This is a genomic window from Stanieria cyanosphaera PCC 7437 (assembly GCF_000317575.1).
Taxonomy (GTDB): Bacteria; Cyanobacteriota; Cyanobacteriia; order Cyanobacteriales; family Xenococcaceae; genus Stanieria; species Stanieria cyanosphaera.
On the sequence record NC_019748.1, the window covers coordinates 3764046 to 3788256 of the forward strand.

General features: G+C 35.9%; 20 protein-coding genes. 13 read left to right on the top strand and 7 right to left on the bottom strand.

Translation table 11 applies throughout. The annotated features are described in order from the left end of the window. The first annotated feature begins 499 nt into the window (after positions 1–499). From STA7437_RS16320 to STA7437_RS16335, 4 genes are all read left to right on the top strand, one after another. Complete coding sequence (locus STA7437_RS16320; protein WP_015194493.1) at positions 500–823, top strand: hypothetical protein; 324 nt, start codon at positions 500–502, stop codon at positions 821–823. A gap of 93 nt (positions 824–916) precedes the next feature. Further along, positions 917–1456 carry a GIY-YIG nuclease family protein gene (locus tag STA7437_RS16325; RefSeq protein ID WP_015194494.1) on the top strand — a complete coding sequence of 180 codons (540 nt, stop codon included), beginning with the start codon at positions 917–919 and terminating at the stop codon, positions 1454–1456. A gap of 82 nt (positions 1457–1538) precedes the next feature. After that, positions 1539–3272 carry a serine/threonine-protein kinase gene (locus STA7437_RS16330; RefSeq protein ID WP_015194495.1) on the top strand — a complete coding sequence of 578 codons (1734 nt, stop codon included), beginning with the start codon at positions 1539–1541 and terminating at the stop codon, positions 3270–3272. Positions 3273–3319: 47 nt separating this feature from the next. Continuing rightward, a complete protein-coding gene (locus STA7437_RS16335; protein WP_015194496.1) occupies positions 3320–4558 on the top strand; it encodes an MFS transporter in 1239 nt (412 codons plus the stop codon). A 1-nt stretch (position 4559) separates the two neighbouring features. Here the strand turns inward: STA7437_RS16335 and pipX are convergent, their stop codons facing one another. Next, a complete protein-coding gene (pipX, locus tag STA7437_RS16340) occupies positions 4560–4838 on the bottom strand; it encodes a transcriptional coactivator PipX (protein ID WP_015194497.1) in 279 nt (92 codons plus the stop codon). 391 nt (positions 4839–5229) lie between these two features. On the opposite strand from pipX, the gene STA7437_RS16345 reads away from it, so the two are divergent. The 5 genes from STA7437_RS16345 (at position 5230) to STA7437_RS16365 (ending at position 11846) form a co-directional block, all read left to right on the top strand. Further along, entirely contained in the window at positions 5230–7497 is a 2268-nt protein-coding gene (locus STA7437_RS16345; protein ID WP_015194498.1) for a ribonucleoside-diphosphate reductase subunit alpha, read from the top strand. A gap of 100 nt (positions 7498–7597) precedes the next feature. Continuing rightward, positions 7598–8113, top strand: a complete 516-nt coding sequence (locus STA7437_RS16350; RefSeq protein ID WP_015194499.1) for a DUF29 domain-containing protein — start codon at positions 7598–7600, stop codon at positions 8111–8113. Positions 8114–8434: 321 nt separating this feature from the next. Further along, positions 8435–9469: a ribonucleotide-diphosphate reductase subunit beta gene (locus STA7437_RS16355; protein WP_041620098.1), complete on the top strand. Its 1035-nt coding sequence runs from the start codon at positions 8435–8437 to the stop codon at positions 9467–9469. Between the two features lie 243 nt (positions 9470–9712). After that, the gene (locus tag STA7437_RS16360) at positions 9713–11092 is read left to right on the top strand and encodes a TldD/PmbA family protein (RefSeq protein WP_015194501.1); all 1380 of its coding nucleotides are present in this window, start codon (positions 9713–9715) and stop codon (positions 11090–11092) included. Positions 11093–11552: 460 nt separating this feature from the next. Then, positions 11553–11846, top strand: a complete 294-nt coding sequence (locus STA7437_RS16365) for a hypothetical protein (RefSeq protein WP_015194502.1) — start codon at positions 11553–11555, stop codon at positions 11844–11846. Here the strand turns inward: STA7437_RS16365 and murD are convergent. Next, on the bottom strand, positions 11841–13229 hold the full coding sequence (murD, locus tag STA7437_RS16370) for a UDP-N-acetylmuramoyl-L-alanine--D-glutamate ligase (protein WP_015194503.1): 1389 nt from the start codon (positions 13227–13229) through the stop codon (positions 11841–11843). The genes STA7437_RS16365 and murD overlap by 6 nt on opposite strands. A gap of 358 nt (positions 13230–13587) precedes the next feature. Here murD and STA7437_RS16375 point away from each other — a divergent pair, with 358 nt between their 5' ends. After that, positions 13588–13797 (top strand): hypothetical protein, encoded by a 210-nt coding sequence (locus STA7437_RS16375; protein WP_015194504.1) that lies wholly within the window; start codon positions 13588–13590, stop codon positions 13795–13797. Between the two features lie 122 nt (positions 13798–13919). Here STA7437_RS16375 and STA7437_RS16380 read toward each other — a convergent pair whose 3' ends face one another. From STA7437_RS16380 to btpA, 4 genes are all read right to left on the bottom strand, one after another. Next, entirely contained in the window at positions 13920–14696 is a 777-nt protein-coding gene (locus tag STA7437_RS16380; protein ID WP_015194505.1) for a sulfite exporter TauE/SafE family protein, read from the bottom strand. An 82-nt stretch (positions 14697–14778) separates the two neighbouring features. Then, complete coding sequence (locus STA7437_RS16385; RefSeq protein WP_015194506.1) at positions 14779–15219, bottom strand: hypothetical protein; 441 nt, start codon at positions 15217–15219, stop codon at positions 14779–14781. A 307-nt stretch (positions 15220–15526) separates the two neighbouring features. Next, the gene (locus STA7437_RS16390) at positions 15527–16510 is read right to left on the bottom strand and encodes a vitamin K epoxide reductase family protein (RefSeq protein WP_015194507.1); all 984 of its coding nucleotides are present in this window, start codon (positions 16508–16510) and stop codon (positions 15527–15529) included. Between the two features lie 61 nt (positions 16511–16571). After that, a complete protein-coding gene (gene btpA / locus STA7437_RS16395; protein WP_015194508.1) occupies positions 16572–17420 on the bottom strand; it encodes a photosystem I biogenesis protein BtpA in 849 nt (282 codons plus the stop codon). 561 nt (positions 17421–17981) lie between these two features. Here btpA and rimO point away from each other — a divergent pair. The 3 genes from rimO (at position 17982) to thrC (ending at position 22060) form a co-directional block, all read left to right on the top strand. Next, a complete protein-coding gene (gene rimO / locus STA7437_RS16400) occupies positions 17982–19295 on the top strand; it encodes a 30S ribosomal protein S12 methylthiotransferase RimO (protein WP_015194509.1) in 1314 nt (437 codons plus the stop codon). A gap of 140 nt (positions 19296–19435) precedes the next feature. Further along, a complete protein-coding gene (locus STA7437_RS16405; protein ID WP_015194510.1) occupies positions 19436–20893 on the top strand; it encodes a DEAD/DEAH box helicase in 1458 nt (485 codons plus the stop codon). An 87-nt stretch (positions 20894–20980) separates the two neighbouring features. Next, the gene (gene thrC / locus STA7437_RS16410) at positions 20981–22060 is read left to right on the top strand and encodes a threonine synthase (protein WP_041620099.1); all 1080 of its coding nucleotides are present in this window, start codon (positions 20981–20983) and stop codon (positions 22058–22060) included. 214 nt (positions 22061–22274) lie between these two features. Here the strand turns inward: thrC and STA7437_RS16415 are convergent, their stop codons facing one another. Then, positions 22275–24188 carry a coiled-coil domain-containing protein gene (locus STA7437_RS16415; RefSeq protein WP_015194512.1) on the bottom strand — a complete coding sequence of 638 codons (1914 nt, stop codon included), beginning with the start codon at positions 24186–24188 and terminating at the stop codon, positions 22275–22277. Between the last annotated feature and the right edge of the window lie 23 nt (positions 24189–24211).

Below are 24211 nucleotides of genomic sequence, written 5' to 3' on the forward strand. Positions count from 1 at the left end.
TGTGGCTGGCACAGCGTATTAGTGTTTCACCATAATATTAAATATTTTTACAAGCCTGGGAGGAAAAAATTAAGCTTATTTCTCTCAGGTAAAATTTTTATAGCGGTTTTCAAGTTTAAGAGTACAATCAACCCCTTAGTTTGTTGTTAATTGTAATTAAGAATGGGCAATCAACTTTGACAAAACCTATCTCACTGATTTAATCAACTTTATATATCAGGGTTTTTACTTTAGACGAGGTACAAAAAATACTTAATTTTTGGTTGCTGTTTAATTTAAATGTAGTTCATAAGTCTGAAACTTGTTATAAATTAAGTTAATGCGATCGCGTAAAATTTTAAGTCAAAAAAGCCAAATCAATAATTTATTTATTGTTTATTTATAAATTTTGATTAGCTGATTTAAATCACCTTGAATCTCGTAATTATTGGTTATTTGTTTATGTCTTGAATCAAGTCAAATATTTTCAATTTAATCACTACTATAATTTGTAGAAAAAATGGGTTTAAAAATTGTTGAAAGCTTTGATAGCAGTTTTACTTTAGATTTAGAGCAGAAAACGGCATTGTTTGAATTATTAAAGAATAAAAATTTTTTAGAGCAAATTAGCCAACAAACTCAAAGGATTAAAGTAGAATTTACTGAATTATTATTTCAGCCAGTTCCTTACAGTATTAACACCCCTAAAGGGATGCCTGCTGAATTTGAATCTTATTACAATTCTGCTGATTATCTGGTAATTAATGTGCCACCAAATTTTATGTTTAAAGCAAAGATATTTAAACCTAGTCGTCTTTGTGCAATTTATCGCAAAATTCAATAACTTTTTTTTGCCTAATTGATAAATTGAAAACAGTCGAACAATTCTCATTTCAAAAAGTAATTCAAATTATCCAGTTCAAACACTAAATCAATTATGACTGCCCAAACCGAAATCTCAACTCTTGCTACTCTTGACTACATTTATTATCTAAATGAGCAAGGTTGTCTTAATGAAGACTTTCAAGGAAAAATAGGAGTTTACGCAATTTTTGACCAAGAAAAAACTTTACAATTTATTGGTTATTCTCGCGATATTTATCTTAGTCTGAAACAACATTTAGTTCGTCAACCTCAAAGTTGTTATTGGTTGAAAATACAAACTATTGATCGTCCTAACCGCACTATTTTAGAAGAAATACGTCAAACTTGGATTGCAGAAAATGGAAAAATTCCTCCAGGTAACGGCGAACAAGAAGTTCTGTGGAATCAACCGATTGATACTAAATTTGCTATGACAGAAGAAGAAAAGGCACAATATCAAGTAAGCGATGAATTAGGACAAATTAAAATACTAAAAAAAGTTGCTAGAAGAATAGAGGAACAAGTCAAGGAACAATTGAAACAAAGAGGGGTCACAATGGATATCCGTTTTAATCCTAAACTTAAAGAACAAGGTCTATTAGATTTAAAATAATCATTTTTATCAATAACGGACGAGGTATCGCTTAATCCCTATCGCTCATAGAGAATATCTCTAACTGATAACTGGTAATTGTATGAAAGCTGCACTACTAAATAACCGCTATCGTATTTTAGAAACTATTGGCAGAGGAGGCTTTGGAGAAACATACTTAGCTGAAGATACTCATATGCCTTCCCAAAGAAAATGTGTTCTTAAGCAGCTTAAACCAATTGTTGAACAACCACATCTTCCTGAATGGGTTAAAGAGAGATTTCAGCGAGAAGCAGCGATTTTAGAAGAGTTAGGCGATGGTAATCGCCAAATTCCTTGTCTTTATGCTTATTTTTCCGAAGCAGATAAATTTTATCTAGTTCAAGAATGGATTGAAGGAGTTACTTTAGCCGAGAAGTGGCAGAATGAAGGAAATTTGGATGCTAGAGAAGTCCGACAAATTTTAGTGCAGCTTTTACCTGTATTAGATTTTGTTCATAGTAAACGCATCATTCATCGAGATATTAAACCAGAAAATATTATTATTAGATATCAAGATAATTTACCAGTATTAATTGATTTTGGCGCAGTTAAAGAAGCGATCGCAACTGTAGTTAATACTAATAATAGTAGTGCTTTTTCTGCTGCAATTGGAACTCCTGGTTATATGCCTTCAGAACAAGCTGCTGGTCGTCCTGTTTATTCTAGCGATTTATACAGTTTGGGATTAACAGCTATCTTTCTCCTCACAGGAAAATCTCCTCAAGACTTACAAAGCGATCCTGGTACAGGTGAAATTATCTGGCAAGAATATGCGAGCAATATTGATCCCAAGTTAGTAGCAATTTTAACTCAAGCGATCAAATTTCATCCACGCGATCGCTTTACTACTGCTAGAGAAATGTTAGAGGCGTTAGACTCTTCTGTACCTTGGCAAAATTTGACCAAAAAAACTTTGGTAGTAGCACCAAAACAAGGAACTAATCAAAATAACTATCATATTCCTCGTCAAAAGGGTAATACAGCAGCAGTAAAAGTTGATTCTTTTGAGGAAAAAAAGTCAGATAATTGGTTAGTTAATTTATTTCTCTTTTTATTATTAGCAGGAGGTTTAAGTGTTGGTGCATTTGTCGTTGGCTTTAGTTTCTTATCAAATATATGGAATAATCGTTCTCAACCATTACCACAAGCAACTCTAGAAGAACCAACCGAGCAAACTGAGTCTTTTCCTGCAATCAAAACTTTTCCAGAACTTGTTAAACCAAACAAACCAAAAGTCAAACCTAAAGCAGAAAATCAAACTAAATCAGAATTAGAAGCAAACAATAGTTTAGAAGAATCTGAACCAGAATCCGAGTTAGAATCAGAACCTCCTGAAGTAGTAATCGATACAAAAACCGAACCTGAACCCCAACCCGAACCTCAACCAGAAATAAATGTTCCCATTATTAGAACAGGAAGTTCAGAAAATCAGCTTGTCAGTACTTTGGGTAAACCGACTTCCGAAAGACAAGACTGGCAAAAAGATAGTCGCACCCTAGTTTATCAAGACATTGTGCCTAACCAAGTTAATCTTAGTTATAAATCTGATGGTACAGGTAAAATTCGTCAAACTGATATTGCTTTAGCTTCATCAATTAGTTTGGATGCCATGCAAGAAACCTTAAATGAACTTTTGGGCGGTAATGCACCATCAGATGTAACAGAAAAACTGAGACAAGTATATTCACGAGAAACTAAGTTTAGTTTTTTCAAAGTAGATAACTTGGAAGGAAAAGTAGAGCGAGATTCTAAAGACCGAATTACTATTTCGGTTTGGGAGTCTGGATATGAATAGATTTAAAATTATAGTTAAACTGATTATAGTAGAGAAATCAGTATGTAATGAATCAGAAAAATAATCTTGATCCCCAACGCCATACAGAACCATCTGATCTGGCACTAAGATTAAGAAAGCATAGAAATCTTTTTCGACTTTTAGCGATCGCAGCAGGTCTAATTTTCCTTCAAGGATACATGATTGCACCACTAATTCCCAGTTTGGCAGAGATTTTTAACGTTTCTGTCCAGGAAATAGGCATGATTGTTCCTATCTATATGTTGGCTTATGCTCTGACGGCGTTATTCTATGGAATTTTATCTGATCGTTTTGGTCGCTGGTCAATCATTCGTCTTTCTCTGATTATTTTTGTTATTTGCACAGGTTTAACCGCAACATCTCAAACTGCTGATCAAATGGCAATGTGGCGACTGCTAACCGGGATTGGTGCTAGTGGAGTGATTCCTCTAACGTTTGCTCTGGTCGGCGATTTGTTTCCCTTTGACCAACGAGGTAGCAAACTAGGGCTGATCTTTGCTGCAATGGAAGGAGGTATGGCTGCTGGTTCTGCTGGAGGATCGATTCTTGAACCTTTTGTCGGTTGGCGGATGTTATTCATCGGTACTGCTGTGATGGCAGGATTAGTACTTTGGCGTTTGAATCGCTATGGTGCGATGTTCGATACGGCTCAAGTAAAAAAATTACCTACATTCCGTCAAGTATTTCAAGGCTATAGTAAAATTTTGCAAACTTTTCGAGGGCAACGAACATACGGCTATGTTTTGTGGAATGGTATTTACCATGCTGGTGTTTTTACCTGGCTAGGACTTTATCTATCACAACGATTTGATATGAATGCCCTTAACATTGGTTTGACCATTCTTGGATATGGTATTCCTGGACTGTTGTTCAATACGTTAATTGGCAAAGCCGTTGATCGTTGGGGAAGACGTTGGCTGATTCCCATTGGGCTATTAATGGCTGCATTAGCTGGCATTGCCATGATTTTTGAGATTTCCCCACTAGAAACCACTATTCTTATTTTGATACTATCGTTAGGTTACGACTTAACTCAGCCTCTATTCGTCGGTATTGTAACGGATTTGAGCGATGATGATAACCTAGGACAAACTATGGGGCTTAAGGTATTTACTCTGTTTACTGGATTTGGTATTGGTAGTTTAATTTTTGGCGAACTTCTTGATTTTGGTTTTGGCTGGTCTTTAGCTATTTTTGGAGGTATCCAGTTAATAGCAGGACTACTAGCTATTCCTTTTTTCTGGCAAGAGATTCCCCAACGATGAACTATTGAAAAGTTTGTTGATAAACTTGATTAAGTTTTTGATATTCATGGGAAACATTACTCTGGCGTAATTTCCGTAACCGATTTTCCACCAATAAACGAGCATCAGAACGGCTAATTGGCTCAAAGGTTAAGTTACCCGAAGTAATAACTACGATAAAGAAAAGACGTTGAGCGTAGAGAGTAGTAAACAGTTCCCGATCATTTTCAATCAGGCAAATGCGATAGAGAAGACCAAAAGTAGGATGGTTGAGATAGGTTTCGTTACTTTGATGGTTCACTAAACAATTAGTTAATTAAAGTGAGTCGCTATTATCTGAATATTTTCAAATTATAATCGCCACTTGCCAATTTATTCGCTAGTAACGAAAAGGATTTGTCAATTTCTGATCAAACTTAAGCTTAGTTTTCAATTAACCATTAACAATCAACGCTCAATCAGTATCGAACGAGTGTACCTCATAGAGCGTGAGAACTGCTATAACTGCTGACTAGCGATCGCTGATAAATTGTATTTGATTTGACATTGAGTTGCTAAAAATTAATCTTAATACTCAGCCAGAATAACTAGATGTAGAGTAATAAAAGCTTAATCTTCCACGAAAGACACTAGATGTATAAAAAGTTGGGTTATATTATAAATCCAGGTAATTAACTTGTTTCAAGAAGCATATGCAACAAACCCTATCGCCACAACCCAACCTTCTTACACACAATACCAGTAATATTCAGGTGATTAGGAGAGATGGTTCTACTACTCTCCTCAATATTGCTAAAATTCGCTCTGTGGTAGAGTGGGCTTGTGAGGGCAAAGAAGTTAATCCTATTACTTTGGAAGCTGGACTCACCACTAGACTAAAAAATGGGGTTACTACCAGAGAAATTCAAGATAATTTAATCGATTGCGCCTTGGGAATGTGTAGTCCTTCTGAACCAGAATGGCGTTATGTAGCAGGTAGATTACATATCTGGAATCTCTGGAAAGATGTGATTGTGAGTCGTGGTTATGGCTATGGAGATTACGCTAAGACAGTAAGATTACAAGTCGAAGCAAATCAATATGATCGCCAAATCCTCACTTATTCTACTGAAGAATTATCTTTGGCAGGAACTTGGATCAATCAAGAATGGGACAAAGATTATGATTATGCTGGGGCAGTTTTGTTAACTAAACGCTATCTGTTGCCTGATGAATTGCCACAAGAAGCGTTTTTGACTTGTGCTTTATTACTCGCCTCAGTAGAAGCACCTCAGCAAAGATTAATAGTTGCTCAACAGTTTTATGAAGCGATCGCTCGTAGAAAAATTTCTCTAGCTACACCAATTTTAGCTAATTTAAGAATTCCGAACGGTTCTTTAAGTAGTTGTTTTATTACGGCGATTGACGACAATTTAGAAAGTATTTTTGGTGAAATTACTAATACTGCCAGAATTTCCAAGAATGGTGGTGGGGTTGGGGTCAATGTCAGTAGAATTCGGTCAACTGGAAGCTGGGTAATGGGCAAGAAAAATGCCTCTGGTGGAGTTGTACCTTGGATTAAATTACTCAATGATACTGCGATCGCGGTTAATCAAGGCGGGCGTAGGGCTGGTGCGGTTACCGTTGGTGTTGATATTTGGCATTTGGATGTTCCAGAATTCCTGGAAATGCAAACAGAAAATGGAGATCAACGCCGTAAAGCTTATGATGTCTTTCCCCAGCTAGTTATTACTGATGAATTCATGCGTAGGGTAGTAGCTAAACAAGAATGGACATTAGTAGATCCCTATGAAGTTAGAACGAAATTAGGAATTGAACTTGCCACCTTATGGGGCGAACAATTTGAAACTGCTTATCGTCAGATTGAATCAGAACTAGATCAAACAATTACTCTCTACAAAAAAATTAACGCCCGCGAATTGTTTAAAGAGATCATGCGATCGCAGGTAGAAACGGGAATGCCCTATTTGGCGTTTAAAGATACTATTAATCGGGCAAATCCCAATCAACACGAAGGTTACATTCCTGGGGTTAATTTATGTTGTGAAAGCTTTAGTAATGTTAAACCAGGAGTAGAAAGCCACTGTTGTAATTTGGTTTCGATTAATCTAGCTAACACAGAAGAAACCGAACTACCTAATATCTGTCAGTTAGCAGTCCGAATTTTAGATAATACCATCGATCTAACTAACCCTCCTTTTGCAGCTTCAAAAAACCATAACGATAAATACCGCACCATTGGCGTAGGTTGTATGGGTTTAGCTGATTGGTTGGCAAAAAGACGTTTAACTTATGATCATCTGAGCGAAATTAGCTATCTGTTTGAAGAATTTGGCTATTGGTGTACCCATGCTTCAATGGAATTAGCCAAAGAAAGAGGTGCATATTCCGCCTTTGCAGGTAGTGAATGGAGTAAAGGGAAATTAATTGGTGCTAAACCTCTAGAATGGTTTTTAGAAAACGCTAGAGATCAAGAACGTTGGGTAAATCTATCTCAAGATATTCAAACACACGGCATTCGTAATTCCCATATTAGCGCGATCGCTCCTAATACTTCTTCTTCTTTGGTTCAAGGTTGTACAGCTAGCGTTTTACCTGCTTATAGCAAGTTTTTCTATGATAAATGGGCTAAGGGTGCTGTTCCCATCGCCCCACCTTTCCTTCAGGATTTCTTTTGGTTTTACCCCGAAAATAAGTCTTTAGACCAGAGAAAAGTAGTTAAAGCAGTTGCTACGATGCAAAAGTGGATTGATACGGGTATTTCGATGGAATTACTCTTTAATCTTAATCAAGGCGTATATTTTCCTAACGAACCTGAAAGATGTCTCAAAGCTAAAGATATCTATGAAACTCTAATTTTGGCCTGGGAATCAGGTTGTAAGGCAGTATATTATATCCGTACTGTACAAAAAGACGATTTCAAAGAGTCAAACGATACTTGTGTAGCTTGCGCTAATTAAAGTTTTTCATTGTTGTAGTAGAGGCAATTGATTGATTGTCTCTCTCTAAGCCTTGTCCTGAACACAACCTTTACTATAAAAAAAGTATGATTGAAATGATATGATGCAAATGCCTGAAGCAAACTCAAAGACGGCAAAGACTTCAATGCCTTCATCAAATCTCTACGAAACTGATTTTTATGCTTGGACACAGACACAAGCAGTCTTGCTTCGTGAACAACAATGGAATCAGGTTGACTTGCCAAACTTGATTGAGGAGATTGAATCTTTGGGTAAGCAGCAACGACAGGAACTTCGCAACCGTCTAAGTGTGCTGATTGGACATCTATTAAAATGGCAATATCAACCTCAACATCGCAGTCGTAGTTGGCTAGCGACAATTCGTATTCAACGTCGTGACACTATACAATTACTGAAAGATAATCCAAGTCTCAAACCTTATCTTGATGAGGCGTTAGAGGAAGCGTATGAAAATGCTAGAGATTTAGCGATGGGAGAAACTAATTTACCAGAACAAACCTTTCCTTTCAGTTGTCTTTATACTGTCACAGAAATTCTCGACAATCGCTTTTACCCAGGTGAGCAGAGTGAATTAGTAGAAGGTTCGGAATCTTAAAAATTGATAGCGTGATGTTTTCTTTGGCGAGGCACTGCCTGATTGCTGTTAATAATTAACAGTTTAGCTTTACTTTTTGATGAGTAACTAATTGATTCACAAGAGCGATATTTGGGGCGTATCTATCTCAAAGGATAGAGTGAGAATTCTCGTTCGGAATTTTTAAAATTGATATTTTTCCTCACCTAAAATAGTAATTATATATAGATATAGCGTTATAAAACTGATTTTGTTAAGCTAAAACACTACATATAGGATAATCTTAGAGATTAACTTGCTCAAACCGTACTTATGACTTCTTTTTTATCCGATCAAAACAAAATGTTAGCCAATCCAATTTTTAATCCTCAAGGAGACGACAGAATTGAAAATCGCTCGATTTGGTTTGGTAAGACAACTAATTTAATGCAACTAAACGATGTCCGCTATTCTTGGGCAATTGGATTGTATCAACAAATGCGGGAAAACTTTTGGATTCCGCAAAAACTTGATCTGACTCAAGATGTCACTGATTATTGGAATTTAACTGCTGAAGAGAGATATGCCTATGATGGCATTTTGAGTTATCTTACCTTTTTAGATTCTGTTCAAACTTGCAATATCCCGCACCTCAAAAGTTGTGTTACTGCACCAGAAGTAAGTTTGTGTATGGCAGAACAAATTTCTCAAGAGGGAATGCACAACCAAAGTTATCAATATATTATCGAAACAGTCATTCCTAGCGATCGCAGAAGTACGGTTTATGATTTCTGGCGTACAGATAAAGTTTTAGCAGATCGTTGTCAATTTATTGCTGGACTTTATCAAAAATACATCGATCATCCTACTGCGGAAAATTATTTTACCGCTTTACTGGCAGATTATTTATTGGAAGGCATTTATTTCTACAATGGCTTTATTTATTTTTATAATTTAGCTTCACGGATGTTAATGCCAGGAAGTGCGGATATTTTTAAAATGATTAATCGTGATGAATTAAGTCACGTCAGACTTTATCAAAAACTTATTCCTGAAGCGCGACAATTATTTATTCATTCAGTGGATCAAATTTATGAAATGTTTGACACGGCAGTACAACATGAAGTTAAGTGGACTAATCATATTGTCGGAGATCATATTTTAGGGGTTACTGAAGGAAGTACCGAACAATACACCAAGTATTTAGCCAATCTTAGATTGAAAGCAATTGGTTTAGAACCACTTTATCCACAGGAAAAATATCAAAAGAGTCCTTACAGGCATTTAGAACGTTTCTCTGATACCAAAAAAGAAGGTCATACAAAGGCTAATTTCTTTGAAGCTGGAGTTACTAGTTATGTCATGTCTTCTGGAATTGGCGGTTGGGATGAAATTTAATTTTAATTAGATTGTGCTAGGGACGTAATATACTACGTCCTTATTTTTCTATCTGTAGCAAACATTTTTTTTAAGAGATCGCTTGTCAAGATAAATTAGATATAATACTAAAACCCTGTTGGCATAGAGCATTTAAAAGTTACAACGATGATCATCGGGCAATGGTTTCAAGCAAAAAAAGCCCCTGGTGATAGTTTCACTTGGTATCTTAAAAGTAGTAGCTCAATTTAAAAAGCAAATATTATGGAAAATTCAACTACTGAGCGGTTACAAGATGCAATTGCTACTTATCGCAATTCAGTTGATTATTTAGAAATTAGAGTCGAACAGAGTGAATCAACTAGTTTAGCTTTTCGAGGCAAACAATTAGATGCAGTCAATCGTAGTTTTGCTTTGGCAGGTGGAATACGTGCTTGTCATCAAGGTGGTTGGAGTTTTGTTACTTTTAATGGTTTAGAAGAGTTAAAACCAAGAATTGAAGAAGCTATTGCTCAGGCAAAATTGGTTGGTAAAGAAACTACTCAACTAGCTGCGATCGCTACCATCGAAGATTATGTTAAAGTCGAACTAAAACGAGATCCTCGTGGTGTTTCTCTGCAAGATAAACGTCAAATTTTAGAAGCTTACAACCAGTTAATTTTAGAATATGACCCACGCATTCAAACTACAATGAGCAGTTTGGGTGATGTTTTTACTACCAATTACTTTGTTAATTCGGTTGGTAGTTGTATTGTTCAAGAAAGATTAGATGTTACTGGTAGATTTGGCGCGATCGCAAGAGGCGAAGGCGGAATTGTTCGTCAAGGTTTTGAATCGATTCATTCTAGAGATGATTTTAATAGTTTAATTGGTGTTGAAGACCGAGTATTAGGTGCAGCTAAACGAGCAGTTAATCAATTAGAAGCAAATTCGGTCAAAGGTGGACAATATACCGTTATTCTTGACCCTTATCTATCAGGTGTGTTTATTCACGAAGCTTTTGGACATTTATCGGAAGCAGATTTTGTTTATGAAAATCCCCGTATGCAAGAACTTTTAACCATTGGTAAACCGTTAGGGATCGAACAACTCAATGTAATTGATGATGCTACTTTGGAAAATCTACCTGGTTCAATTAAATACGATGATGAAGGAGTTCCTGGACAAAGAAAATATCTGATTAAAAATGGAGTTTTAACTCAACGTCTTCATTCGAGAGAAACCGCAGGAAAAATGCAGGAACAACCGACGGGTAATGCGAGGGCGCTCCGTGCCAACTATCCTCCTATTGTTCGGATGACGAATACAGCTATTGAACCAGGAAATACTCCTTTTGAAGACATGATTAGTGATATTGAGGAAGGAGTTTATGCTGTCAGAATGTTAGGCGGACAAACCAACGGAGAAATGTTTACTTTTGCAGCAGCAGAAGGTTATATGATCCGTAATGGTAAAATTGCCGAACCCGTCAGCGATGTGACTTTAACAGGGAATGTATTTCAAACTCTCAAAGATATTGAAGCAATTGGTAACGATACCCTCTTTACTAATGGCGGTTGTGGTAAAGGAGGACAGATGCCTCTACCTGTAAGTGTTGGAGGACCTCATCTTAGAATTAAAAATGTTGTAGTTGGTGGCAGATAATATATAAGCTCGGTCGAATACTGAAAAGGAAAAAAGAGTAGAAAAGGTAGAGGTAGTCGGGAAGTACATCAAAAAAACAACTCTCGCAACTATCTCTAAATTGTCATAATTTTGTCAATTAATAATTCAAACGATACCAATGCAAATCAGTTTGATCTTGAGAAAGAAATAATAAAAAAAACGTGGTTGGATTAATTAAATTTATTGAAACTTCTGCAACTCCACTTTTATCAATTCAAAATATTTTAAGAACTTAGACAAAAATACTGTGACATCTTAAAGGTAAAAAAATAAGCAGCTAATCTTGTTGTGATAAGACGAAGTTAATAAAGCAGAAATTATCCATTTCTTCATAGAGTGACAAGCAACTGAAAACCTGGAGATAGTATAAAAATGGTGAAAAGTTACTCTTTCCTTTCCTAGTGTTCTCCTAGTCAAAATAATCACTGATTACTGTTTTATGAGAGTTACACTCCAAGACGACATCTTATTTATTAATCATGAAGATTTACCTCCCTATAAAAAAGGAGGTTCTATTGTCAGAAATAGCTACTTTTGGGCGTTAAAAGCGATCGCTTGTTATACTTCTCGTGACAAAGATTGGGAATTTGACCGCGACGTTTGGGTAGCTTTAAGCAGAATGTTAATGTCTTTTAGTGAATCGGGTTATTTGGGCGATCGCGAAACGATGTTAGAGTTTCCCCCTGATACCCCTATTCCTCCAGTTTTGCGTTCTGTTTCTACTTGGTTATGATAACTCTTGACAAAGTTGACGAAAATCATCGCCTCGATGTTCAAAACTGCGATATTGATCGAAACTAGCACAGGCAGGAGACAATAAAACTACTTCAGCGTTTTTTTGTTTGGCTAATTCTACACTTCTAATTACAGCATTTGCCATTGTTTCGACAATTTCAAAGGAATTATAACCACATTCAGTTAATCTTTGAGCAAAAGTAGGTGCAGCTTCTCCAATTAATAAAACAGTTGCTGCTTTTTGTTTGATTTTCTCAATCCAAGCTAAATCCTCTCCTTCTTTCGCCTCTCCCCCTGCAATTAAAATCACTGGCGCATCTACAGAAGCTAACCCTACTTCTGCTGCATCGTAATTAGTTGCTTTACTATCATTAATAAAATCAATTCCCTTAAAAGTGCGAATATACTCCAAACGATGAGGTACACCAGAAAAAGTAGCAATAGCTGATGCGATCGCGCCTTGATCAATTCCAGCTAATTTAGTTGCTGCTACTGCCATTAGTAAGTTTTGTTGATTATGTACTCCAGGCATCTTAAATAACGAGATTGGTAAAATTAACTCTCCGAAAGCTACTACCCATCCATCTTCAAGATAAACCCCTCGTTCGGTCGAACAAATTAAGCGGTCTTTGCCTTTAATACTTGTCCAATAAGCATTTTGCCATTGTTCTTCTCCTACTTTACGTAAATAGGGATCATCTCCATTAAAAATTTTGTGGCGACTACGATGTAGCAAAGAAGCTTTGATCTTGTAATAATTTTCTAGGGTTTTGTGACGACTGAGATGATCGGGAGTAAAAGTAGTCCAAACTCCTATTTGTGGTGAAAGTTGCTCGGATGATTCAATTTGATAACTACTCAATTCAGCGACAATCCAATCAAAAGATTGATCATTAGTTTTTTCTAGAGCTAATTCACAGGCTGCATAACCAATATTGCCACAAGCAGGCGCATTCAATCCCGCAGCTTGAAAAATTGCTGCAATTAAAGCTGTTGTCGTAGTTTTGCCGTTAGTACCTGTAATTCCTACCCAAGGTACTGATTTGAGATAACGCCAAGCGAGTTCAATTTCTCCAATTGTGTCAATTTTTTTTTCTCTTGCCTCAATCAATGGAGGGAGATCCCAAGGAACGCCAGGACTAACAACTAGCAATTTGGGTAAATCTGCCGAATTGAGCAATTGAGGTTGACCTAGTTGAAGTTTAATCTTCTCTTGTGCCAATTTTGCTTTTAAGGCTTGAAATTCGCTTCGATTAGAGCGAGAAATCAGATTTTCTTCACTAGCAGCATCAGCAATTGTAACTTCCCACCCATCTTGACTGAGTAATTTAGCAGCAGCAATTCCCGATCTTCCTAATCCAATAATTTGAGCTTTGGGCATATTTTCACGTAGTAATAATCCCCGATTCAGCCTTTAATAGTATTGCTTATTTTCGCGATCGACAACACTCTCAGAGGGGATAAAGCCTAAAAATAAGTAGTGAACAGTACACCAATTCTGAGCGAGGCGAAGAATCTCCGCAGTCAAAACTTTTTTGAGGCTACAAAAGTAAAATAGCAAGAATGAGATTCGGTTGATTTTCATCTATCTGACAGAGATTAAGCAAATACTCTTAATTTCCAACTTCGATTATTTGACCTTTGAGATCCTTGCTTTTGTATTGCAAATGTTTTAAAATACAATTAAAGTAAATTTATCATGCAAAATATAATTCTTATCTACACAGGAGATAATCCAAATGACTAACTCTTTAATTGAAAAACAAATTATTACTAAACTACAACAACTCGATGCTCAACAACAACAGCAAGTACTTAATTTTACTCGGTTTTTAATTAATAATAATTCTGTTAATAATTTCGAGTTAAACAATACTTTGACCAACCAAAATAATGGCATAATTGTAGAAAACATTGAAAAATGTTCAGAGTTAACTAATTGGTATTAATAATTTTACTAAATATACTGTAATTAATTAACTTCATACTTGTTACCCAAACAATTCAAAAATTCCTCTAAAAAAACTCTTTTATTTATTCAAATACTTAAAAGTTATTATTAATTAAATAATTATAGGTAATAAATCTGCCAAGCTTGCCAAAAAATATAAATTGCTAAAATTCCCAATAAAATGTTAAAACCAAAACTAACAGCTTTGTCAGGTAACTTAGGTAAAAAGCGAGTACTGATTTGGGCTCCAACTAATCCACCTAAACCTAAAATAATTCCTTCTAACCATAAAATATTGCCTTGATAAGCGTGGCCAAGACAAGCAGAAATTGAAGTAATTACAATTACTCCTAAACTAGTTTGAATTGCTACTTTAATTTGTTCTCCTAACAAAAGTATTTGTAAAGGAACCATAATTACACCACCACCAATCCCAAATAAACCAGCTAAAAAACCAGCAGTACCACCAGTGATAAGTCTGGCAAGACTAGGATTAGTGTTTGTTTCTCTTGTTTTGAAGTTAGTAGTAACTAATCGTTTACGAAAATTAGTTAGAAATATATTAATTATCAAAAAAATTCCAAAAGCAATTAATAGAATAGCTCCAGGAATATTACTAGCTAAAAAAGCTCCTATTTGGGCAGTAGCGATCGAGGGTAATCCTAATAAAATTACTCGTCGAAAATTTAAGTATCCCATTCGCCAATTTTGAATACTACCAGAAACAGAAGTCATAATAATAGCTAAACTGCTGGTAGCAACTGCTTGTACTGGAGTATAACCAAAAGCCTTAATTATTGGTACTAAAACAGTACCACCGCCAATACCAAATATCCCAGCCAAAAAACCTGAAAATAAACCTAAACTACTGAGAGTTAATAAATAATTAAAATTCATTTGCTTTTTAAATATTAATTTTAAATTTTGGTATATTAAAGCTTATTATAAAATTCTATATACAAAATTAGTTTTTTTAAAATTAAAAAGTTTTTCTATTTTCAAGTTCAACCACAAGTTGTTGGATTAAAATATCTCCAGTTAACATTATTAACATATCAAAAACATTAACAACTAATTTTTTGAGAGCTTCTTGTATTATTAATTCTTCTTCTTGTTTTAACCGTAAAAATAATTCTTCAAAGGAAATTCCTTGAGGAGTTATATGAAGATAACGAATCAAAGAATACTTTTCTTTAGTCAAAACTAAAGCTCTTTCCATAATAGCCATTACTGTTACTTGTCCTAAAGTAGGTAAAATTTTATTCCAGATAACTTGTAATAAATCCTGATAAATTTTCAAGATTTCTACTTGATAAGCTTGAGTTGCTATCTGTTTTATTCGCTGCTCTAAAATTTGTTCTACTTTAACTAAAATTTGATTTTGGTTGGTTGATTGTAAATAATCATTAGGTTCGTTCATATTTTTTTCTCTTAGTCAAAAGCTACGTTATGCACTTTTATCTAACTTTTGTTACTCTGAGTTTATTTTTTTCTTAATTTAAGTATTAAAAATCTATCGAAAGAAATGAAAAATTCATAAAAACTCTAGAAACATTAAACCCTGAAAAAAAATTATAATTAGACAAAAAATAGACGTTCTCAGTAAATAACTTGATGAGGAGAACGTCTTTGAAATATTTTTAATTATGGAGATTACATTTAAATTTAGTTTAGGTTGAGCAGAAATTTTTATTTCATTTAAGCCTAGCTAGTTTGAAAACTAGTGTTTAAGGAAGTTTATATTTAAAATCCATTGAGCCTTTATATTCAGATAATTCTGCTAATTGTTGTGGCGTTTGTACTCCTGGATAAAATTTTCCTTTAATTTCCCATGTTGGAAAAGATTTAATTCCTGCTGTTACACAAGCTTGTCTTTGAGGATTTTTTCCTTGAGGATCACACTCAATATAGTCAATTTCGCTAAAAGCTTCTTTCCCTAATAACTGCTTTTGTTCGTAACAATGAGGACACCAAAAAGCACCGTAGTTTTTTACCCCAATTTCTGTTAAATGTTTTGCTAAAGCAATCTCCGCTTCCCCTGAAGTTGTGGTAATTTCCCAACCTATCGGTGGTTCCGGTGAAGTTTGAGCTTGTGGAATAACAATTAATCCATCTTGATCTGGTGTCTCTCCTATTGGATTATCAACATTAGCATAAACTCCCAAAGTACCTACGAGAGTCAACAATGCCACGATCACAACTGTAAAGAAAATTTGACCAATATCTTCCCACTCTCGTCCCATAATAGCTAAAGTCAATAAAGTCCAAGAAAATAAAGCAGAGCCAATACAGTAGTAACAAACGGCTTGCAGTTTAAAAAATAGTACATACATTAAATAACTGCTAAAAACTGCCATGCCTGTGCCACCAGCTAATAGTAGCAACCAAGTCCAATTATCTAGATTTCGTTTGAGTTCTTTATTACCATCTGGTTTAATTATCAGAGGGCTAAGAGCGAAAATCGCCATGCTGATATAAGCTAAAAAACCAAATAAAGTTAATGGTAAGCCAAAGATAGTCGCATAAGGACTATTGAGGACATCGCTACAACTACTAGTAGCAGCAGTTGCCTCGGCTGAACAAACTACCTCTCCTCCAGTTAGTTTAGTAACAGTGAGGTAAGCAGTCAAAATGGCTCCAGCGATAGCGATCGCACCTATTAAAGGTCGGGACCAACGATAAATCCAAGGAAGAGAACGTCGACGGCGCATAGCAATTATTGATACTGAATGCGACAAAAATAAAAATTTTTAATTGACTTTGATTGTAGCCTTATTTAGCTAATTTGACTGAGGAAACTGATTTTTGTTGCTCTTTTTCTTTAACAGTGTCTCTAGCTGCTTCCACAAACTGAGTAACTCTAAGCGGATCGATAGTTTCGGTTATTTTACCTTTACGCTTAAGAGAACTAGCTACGATCACACCATCGGCAGCTTGCATTAGTCTGGTAATATTTTCCCAATTAGCACCACTACCAATAAAAACGGGAGTATCGCCTGCTGCTGCTGAAGCTAATTCTAAATCTTCAAGATTAGGTGGACTTCCTGTTGCCCATCCAGAAAGTATTACCCCATCAGCTAAACCTCGTTCAATAGTATCTTGTACGGCAGTAGTTAAATTAGGTGTTCCTAAAGGACGTGCGTGTTTAACTAAGACATCTGCTAAAATTCCGACTGTAGCACCTAATTCTCTGCGATAGCGTAATAATTGATGAGCTTGTCCTTCGATCAAACCTTGATCAGTTGCCATTACACCCGTCAAAACATTAACTCGAATAAACTCGGCTTCTACACAAGCAGCTACTGCCATTGCACTGTGACTATCATTTCGTAGTATATTAATACCAATTGGTAACATCACCATATTTTTTAGACGATCAACAATGACGGTCATCGCACTAACTATGGCGGGATCAACGCCTTCTTTAGCAAAAGGAGCATCAAAAAAGTTCTCGACGATAATGCCGTCAACTCCACCTGCTGCTAAGGCTGTAGCTTCTTGTTCTGCTCTTGATATGACCGCTTTTAAATTTCCTCCCCAACGCGGAGAAGTAGGCAAAGGTAATAGATGAACTACACCAATAATTGGATTATTTGTTTTAAAAATTTGTTTTAAGTCCACTTAAATTTTCCTTAGGCAAAGACAGCATTTTACGTCATCTCTTCAAAATCTATTATTATCTCAGACTAATGGAAGCACTAGAAAATTTTATCTAAATAGATCTAGATATTGAATTAGTATTTTCTCCTGCGCAACTTTGATGATTAACTATCAGTTAGTTTTGTAATAAAAATGTACTGAAAAATTAAGGCGAGTCCACTCTGCGCCGAGATCACGTTAACTGAAAGACAGATAGTAATTTTTTTCAAGTATAAGATTCAAAAAATAAGTTTTTTGTCAAAACCATGTTAATATGTCTTAACAATAGGTTTATAATTACAATAGTAAAAAAACCTTATAACCAAAAGGTTAGTCAGAGGCAATATCTTTATACTAGTCTTGCAGATAACTATCGAGTCAACACGGCGATTCTATATGCCGAGAAGACCTCGGCATATCTAACCGTCAAACTAGGGAGGCGATCAGTTTTCATAGATACGCTCCAACCACAACAGAGATATTAGATTCTGACCTCACATATAATCCTAGTCCTTTGTATACTCTAGTTATTCCAAATTATATATGGCAGATAAGCCAACTATTGCGATTTCTCATCTAGGATGTGAAAAAAATCGTGTCGATTCAGAACATATGCTAGGCTTACTAGCTCAAGCTGGTTATCAAGTTGATTCTAACGAAGAAGTAGCTGATTATGTTATAGTTAATACTTGCAGTTTTATTCAAGCAGCTAGAGAAGAATCAGTTCGTACTTTAGTAGAACTAGCGGAAGCCAACAAAAAAATTATAGTAACGGGCTGCATGGCTCAACACTTTCAAGAGCAACTGCTAGAAGAATTGCCTGAAACAGTAGCAGTCGTAGGCAGCGGAGACTATCACAAAATAGTTAACGTTGTTGAGCGAGTAGAAATAGGAGAAAAAGTTAAAGAAATATCTACACAACCTACTTATATTGCCGATGAAACTGTACCTCGGTATCGGACAACGACTGAAGGTGTAGCTTATTTGCGAGTAGCTGAAGGATGTGATTATCGTTGTGCTTTTTGTATCATTCCTCATTTGAGAGGAAATCAGCGATCGCGCTCAATAGAATCAATTGTTGCCGAAGCCAAACAACTGGCAGCCGAAGGAGTACAAGAAATCATTCTCATCTCTCAAATCACAACTAACTATGGGTTAGATTTATATGGAGAACCCAGACTAGCCGATTTGTTAAGAGAATTAGGCAAGGTAGATGTACCTTGGATTAGAATTCATTACGCCTATCCGACAGGATTAACTCCTCAAGTAATTGCAGCAATCAGAGATACCCCTAACGTTCTGCCTTATTTAGATTTACCCTTACAGCATTCTCATCCAACAATACTTAAGGCAATGAATCGCCCTTGGCAAGGAAGGGTTAATGATGCCATCATTGAACGGATTAAAACGGAATTACCAGAGGCAATTTTACGAACAACTTTTATTGTTGGTTTTCCTGGAGAAACAGAAGAGCATTTTCAACATTTAGTGCAATTTGTCCAACGTCATCAATTCGATCATGTGGGCGTATTTACTTTTTCTGCTGAAGAAGGAACCTCAGCCTACACGATGAGTGAGCAAGTTGCACCAGAAGTTATGGAAGCTCGCCGAGAGAAACTGATGCAGATTCAACAACCTATTGCTGCGCGCAAAAATAAAGCTTGTGTTGGTAAAACAGTTGATGTCTTAATTGAACAAGAAAATCCTCATACAGGAGAATTAATTGGTCGTTCAGCAAGATTTGCACCCGAAGTAGATGGCTTAATTTATGTTCGTGGGGAAGCCTCTCTTGGCTCGATTGTCTCGGTTGAAATTACCGCAGCAGACATATACGACCTTTATGGAGAAATTATTTAGTTATTGTTCAAATGTTTAAGAGAGATTTGCTAGTAAATGAGAATTTAACGAACTAAGCAATCAATATCGTTAATTTCTTGACCAATGTAAAGTTTTTTATACCAAACCTAAACTCTAAATCAAAAACCAAAAAATTAATTATGACAGTTACTTTCAAAAGCTTAGGATTATCAGATACTTGCGTACAACAATTAGAAGAACTTGGTTTTGTTGAACCAACTCAAATACAACAACAAGCAATCCCTTCTTTATTAGAAGGTCGCGATTTAGTAGGGCAATCTCAAACAGGAACAGGCAAAACAGCAGCATTTTCACTGCCGATGTTGGATTTGATTGATAGTCGCAATAAAGCAGTTCAAGGTTTAATTCTGACACCAACTAGAGAATTAGCTCAACAAGTAGGACAGGCAATCAACGATTTTGCAAGTAATCGCAGAATTTACGTGCTTACTGTTTATGGTGGTCAATCTATTGAGCGACAAATTCGTAGTTTGAGGAAAGGAGTGCAGGTTGTTGTAGGTACTCCAGGAAGAATTATTGATTTACTCGAAAGAAAAGAATTAAGTTTGGATCAGGTACGTTTAGCTGTACTCGATGAATCCGATGAAATGTTGAGTATGGGTTTTATCGATGATGTCAAAAAAATCTTGCAACAAGCTTCAAAACAGCGACAAACAGCTTGTTTCTCAGCAACTATGCCTCGAGAAATCAAAGATTTGATTCAGCAATTTCTCAAATCACCGATCATGGTAACCGTTGAACAGCCTAAAGCTGCTCCTGCCAGAATTAATCAACAAGCCTACATGGTTCCTCGTGGTTGGCACAAAAACCAAGCTTTACAACCGATTTTAGAAATAGAAGAAATCGATTCAGCAATTATTTTTGTCCGAACCAAAAAAACTGCCAGCGAATTAACTAGCAAACTTCAAGAGGCGGGTCACAGTGTTGATGAATATCATGGTGATTTGAGTCAAATTCAAAGAGAACGTTTAGTTCAACGTTTTCGAGATGGAAAAATCAAAATGATAGTAGCGACAGACATTGCTGCTCGTGGTTTAGACGTAGAAAACTTAACTCACGTAATCAATTACGATTTACCAGATAATGCTGAAACTTACATTCATCGTATTGGTCGTACTGGTCGTGCTGGCAAACATGGAACTGCGATCGCTTTAGTCCAACCAATTGATCGCCGTACTTTAAGACAAATTGAGCATCGTCTCCGCCAAAGATTAGAAATTAACAAGATTCCTAGCCGTACCGAGGTAGAAGCTAAAAGACTGGCTAAACTCCAAGCTCAAGTACAAGAAACTTTATCTGGCGAAAGAATGGCATCCTTTTTACCTTTAGTCAGGGAATTAAGTGACGAATACGATCCCCAAGCGATCGCTGCTGCTGCTTTACAAATGGTTTATGACCAAAATTGTCCTCCATGGATGAAGACTGATTGGGAAGTTCCTCAATCTGGTGTACCCAAACCACTCATCAAACGCAAAAACAACCGCAGTAATCGTAAAGATGGTTATAAATCTAAGTCAGTGACTGAAAACAGGTCACAAGGTAAAATAAGGTCTGAAGTTGTTATTAGCGAACAGTAAAATTAAGCTAATAACTGTAAAGACTAACAAACCATAATTGATTAATCGCTTGTGACTGTGAGTATTTCTGCTGCTGATTTATCTGAAATGCCTAGTATGACCAGGTATTCAACTAACTGGCCTGGTTTAATTGAAGCTTATCGTCCTTACTTACCAGTAAGTGATACTACTCCTGTAGTTACCTTACTGGAGGGTAATACACCTCTAATTCCTGCGCCTGCGCTCTCTCAAGCCATTGGTCGAGGAGTCCAAGTATATGTAAAGTACGATGGGCTTAATCCGACTGGTAGCTTTAAAGACCGGGGTATGACTATGGCGATTACCAAAGCCAAAGAAGCAGGAGCAAAGGCTGTAATTTGCGCTAGCACAGGAAATACTTCAGCAGCAGCAGCAGCTTATGCTCGTCGTGCAGGGATGCGAGCTTTCGTCGTTATTCCTGACGGTTATGTAGCTTTAGGTAAATTAGCACAAGCTTTACTTTATGGTGCAGAAGTAATTGCGATTGAGGGGAATTTTGATGATGCTTTAACTATAGTCCGGAAAATGTCGGAAAATTATCCTGTTACTCTAGTTAATTCAGTCAACCCTTATCGTCTTCAAGGACAAAAGACTGCTGCTTTTGAAGTTGTTGATGTTTTAGGTGATGCTCCTGATTGGCTCTGTATTCCTGTGGGAAATGCTGGTAACATTACCGCCTATTGGATGGGTTTTACTGAATATCATCAACAAGGCAAATGCGCTCGCTTACCAAAAATGATGGGTTTTCAAGCAGCAGGTGCAGCCCCTTTTATTGCAGGTAAACCGATTCCCAATCCAGAAACGATTGCTACCGCAATTAGAATCGGAAATCCCGCTAATTGGGAAAAAGCGATCGCTGTTCAACAACACAGTCAAGGTGAATTTCATCCAGTAACCGACCAAGAAATACTTGAGGCTTATCGTTTATTAGCTTCACAAGAAGGAATTTTTTGTGAACCTGCTAGTGCTGCTTCTGTTGCTGGATTATTAAAACAAAAAGAACATCTTCCAAATCAAGCAACTGTAGTTTGTGTTCTGACCGGAAATGGACTTAAAGACCCTAGTAATGCTATTGAATATAGCAGTAACTCGATCAAGCAGAAAATCAAAGCTGATTTGAAAACTGTAGCTAGTGAAATGGGTTTTTAAGCTTGTTGCATTTTTTAATATCTGAATTTTAATAACTTGTTAAATTGTAATTTCTGTACACAATTAAAAATTGGTGTTGAGTAAGTAACCAAAAAAAGGTTTTGTTTAGCTCAACACCAAAATTAATAATACAACCATTATTTGTTAGGGAAGTTGATTTTTTTGTCGACCAACAGATGCGTATGATGGAAACAACATTAATATCTAGTCAGGTTTAGGAATTGGTAATTTTGCTTATTTCCCAATCATCCAAATCTAATTCATCTTCTGTTTCTTGTGTTGAGTCTAATAAATCTTTGAATTCGTCAAAAGATGCTTTGGTAACAGAATCAACTAAGTTATCTAATTGATCTAATTTTTCTTCCATTTGATCAAACTCTTTGAGAACGATCTTATTATTACTGTCAGATTTAGCTTCTGACATCAAAGCCTCTAAATCAGAGTCAGATAAATCAGTTTCAGACTCAGGTATTAAAGCAGTTAAGTCTTCCGACTCAAATAACTCATCACTACTGTCAGATTCAGCTTCTGACATCAAAGCCTCTAAATCTGTCTGCAATAAATCAGTTTCAGACTCAGGCATTAAAACAGTTAAATCTTCCGACTCAAATAACTCATCACTACTGTCAGCTTCAGCTTCTGACATCAAAGCATCTAAATCAGAGTCAGATAAATTAGGTTCCTCAAATTGCTCAAATAACTCATTACTACTATCAGCTTCAGACTCAAACATCAAAGCCTCTAAATCTGTCTGCGATAAATCAGTTTCAGACTCAGGCATCAAAGCAGTTAAATCTTCCGACTCAAATAACTCATCACTACTGTCAGCTTCAGCTTCTGACATCAAAGCATCTAAATCAGAGTCAGATAAATTAGGTTCCTCAAATTGCTCATTACTACTATCAGTTTCGGTTTCAAACATTAAAGCCTCTAAATCTGTCTGCGATAAATCAGTTTCAGACTCAGGCATCAAAGCAGTTAAACTGTCTTCTGTTAAATCAGTTTGATCGCTAAAATTTGTATTGGTAGCGTCTAATTGAGTTGATAAATCAAAAAATTCTTGTGTATTTGTTAATTCGTTTGAGAAAGATACTGGAAGATTAACAAATTCGTTTACTTCCTCTGCTTCTGCTGGTTGATCTTGATCTTCTATATAATTTTCTATATTGGCTTTTGTAGAAGTAAAAATAGGTTCTAATTGTTCCTGCGATTCGATTGCAGTTTGTAAATGTTGATTATCTAATAGTAATTGTTGCTTTTGCTCCTCAAGCTCGATAATAGATTGATTAAATTCTTGTTGCTGTTGTTGAGCTTGAGCTACTTGATAAGTAAATTGTTCTAATTGAGAATATTGAGCAGCGAGATGAGCTTCTAATTCTTGTTTTTCTAATTGTAGAGAGGCTAGGTTGTGATTATATTGTTCTTGTAGTTGTTGAATTTGAGCTTGTAAATTTTGACTTTCGGCTTCTAATTGTTGTTTTTGGTTTTCAAACTCGCTGATAGATTGATTAATGTTTTCTTGTTGAATTTGATCTGCTTGATAGGTAAATTGTTCCAATTGAGAATGTTGAGCAGCGAGATGAGCTTCTAATTCTTGTTTTTCTAATTGTAGAGAGGCTAGGTTGTGATTATATTGTTCTTGTTGTTCTTGTAGTTGTTGAATTTGAGCTTGTAAATTTTGACTTTCGGCTTCTAATTGTTGTTTTTGTGGTTCTATCTCTTGAATTTGAGTTTGCCAATGATTGACTTCTGTTTCTAATTGCTGTTTTTGACCATTTAAATCGGCAATAATACTGAGAAGTTGATCGTGTTCTGTTTGTAGAGAATTAATGTTTGCTTCTACTTCTTGCATTCTATTAGTTTTTTCAGAAATAGAAAGCCTTAATTGATTTTCTTGAACTTGAAGTTCTTTAATTTCTGCTTCTGTTGATGTAGAAATTAAATTATCTTGTTCTGTTCTTTTTTTGTTACTAACTAATATTCCTGTTAAACCAGCAGTACCAGCTAATCCGCCTGTAATTAAAGCTTTTTTAACATCTTTGTCATTGACAAGCATTCCAACGCCAAAACTGACTCCGAAAGCTATTGAACTAAACAGAATCTTATTAATTAATTTAGTTGATTCCATCTTTCTTAATATGTTTAAGCTAA

What these genes read in the sequence shown, in the direction of transcription:
- STA7437_RS16320 (WP_015194493.1), top strand. Translation starts at nt 500, where the DNA reads ATGGGTTTAAAAATTGTTGAAAGCTTTGATAGCAGTTTTACTTTAGAT.
- STA7437_RS16325 (WP_015194494.1), top strand. Translation starts at nt 917, where the DNA reads ATGACTGCCCAAACCGAAATCTCAACTCTTGCTACTCTTGACTACATT.
- STA7437_RS16330 (WP_015194495.1), top strand. Translation starts at nt 1,539, where the DNA reads ATGAAAGCTGCACTACTAAATAACCGCTATCGTATTTTAGAAACTATT.
- STA7437_RS16335 (WP_015194496.1), top strand. Translation starts at nt 3,320, where the DNA reads ATGAATCAGAAAAATAATCTTGATCCCCAACGCCATACAGAACCATCT.
- STA7437_RS16345 (WP_015194498.1), top strand. Translation starts at nt 5,230, where the DNA reads ATGCAACAAACCCTATCGCCACAACCCAACCTTCTTACACACAATACC.
- STA7437_RS16350 (WP_015194499.1), top strand. Translation starts at nt 7,598, where the DNA reads ATGATGCAAATGCCTGAAGCAAACTCAAAGACGGCAAAGACTTCAATG.
- STA7437_RS16355 (WP_041620098.1), top strand. Translation starts at nt 8,435, where the DNA reads ATGTTAGCCAATCCAATTTTTAATCCTCAAGGAGACGACAGAATTGAA.
- STA7437_RS16360 (WP_015194501.1), top strand. Translation starts at nt 9,713, where the DNA reads ATGGAAAATTCAACTACTGAGCGGTTACAAGATGCAATTGCTACTTAT.
- STA7437_RS16365 (WP_015194502.1), top strand. Translation starts at nt 11,553, where the DNA reads ATGAGAGTTACACTCCAAGACGACATCTTATTTATTAATCATGAAGAT.
- murD (WP_015194503.1), bottom strand. Translation starts at nt 13,229, where the DNA reads ATGCCCAAAGCTCAAATTATTGGATTAGGAAGATCGGGAATTGCTGCT.
- STA7437_RS16375 (WP_015194504.1), top strand. Translation starts at nt 13,588, where the DNA reads ATGACTAACTCTTTAATTGAAAAACAAATTATTACTAAACTACAACAA.
- STA7437_RS16380 (WP_015194505.1), bottom strand. Translation starts at nt 14,696, where the DNA reads ATGAATTTTAATTATTTATTAACTCTCAGTAGTTTAGGTTTATTTTCA.
- STA7437_RS16385 (WP_015194506.1), bottom strand. Translation starts at nt 15,219, where the DNA reads ATGAACGAACCTAATGATTATTTACAATCAACCAACCAAAATCAAATT.
- STA7437_RS16390 (WP_015194507.1), bottom strand. Translation starts at nt 16,510, where the DNA reads ATGCGCCGTCGACGTTCTCTTCCTTGGATTTATCGTTGGTCCCGACCT.
- rimO (WP_015194509.1), top strand. Translation starts at nt 17,982, where the DNA reads ATGGCAGATAAGCCAACTATTGCGATTTCTCATCTAGGATGTGAAAAA.
- STA7437_RS16405 (WP_015194510.1), top strand. Translation starts at nt 19,436, where the DNA reads ATGACAGTTACTTTCAAAAGCTTAGGATTATCAGATACTTGCGTACAA.
- thrC (WP_041620099.1), top strand. Translation starts at nt 20,981, where the DNA reads ATGCCTAGTATGACCAGGTATTCAACTAACTGGCCTGGTTTAATTGAA.
- STA7437_RS16415 (WP_015194512.1), bottom strand. Translation starts at nt 24,188, where the DNA reads ATGGAATCAACTAAATTAATTAATAAGATTCTGTTTAGTTCAATAGCT.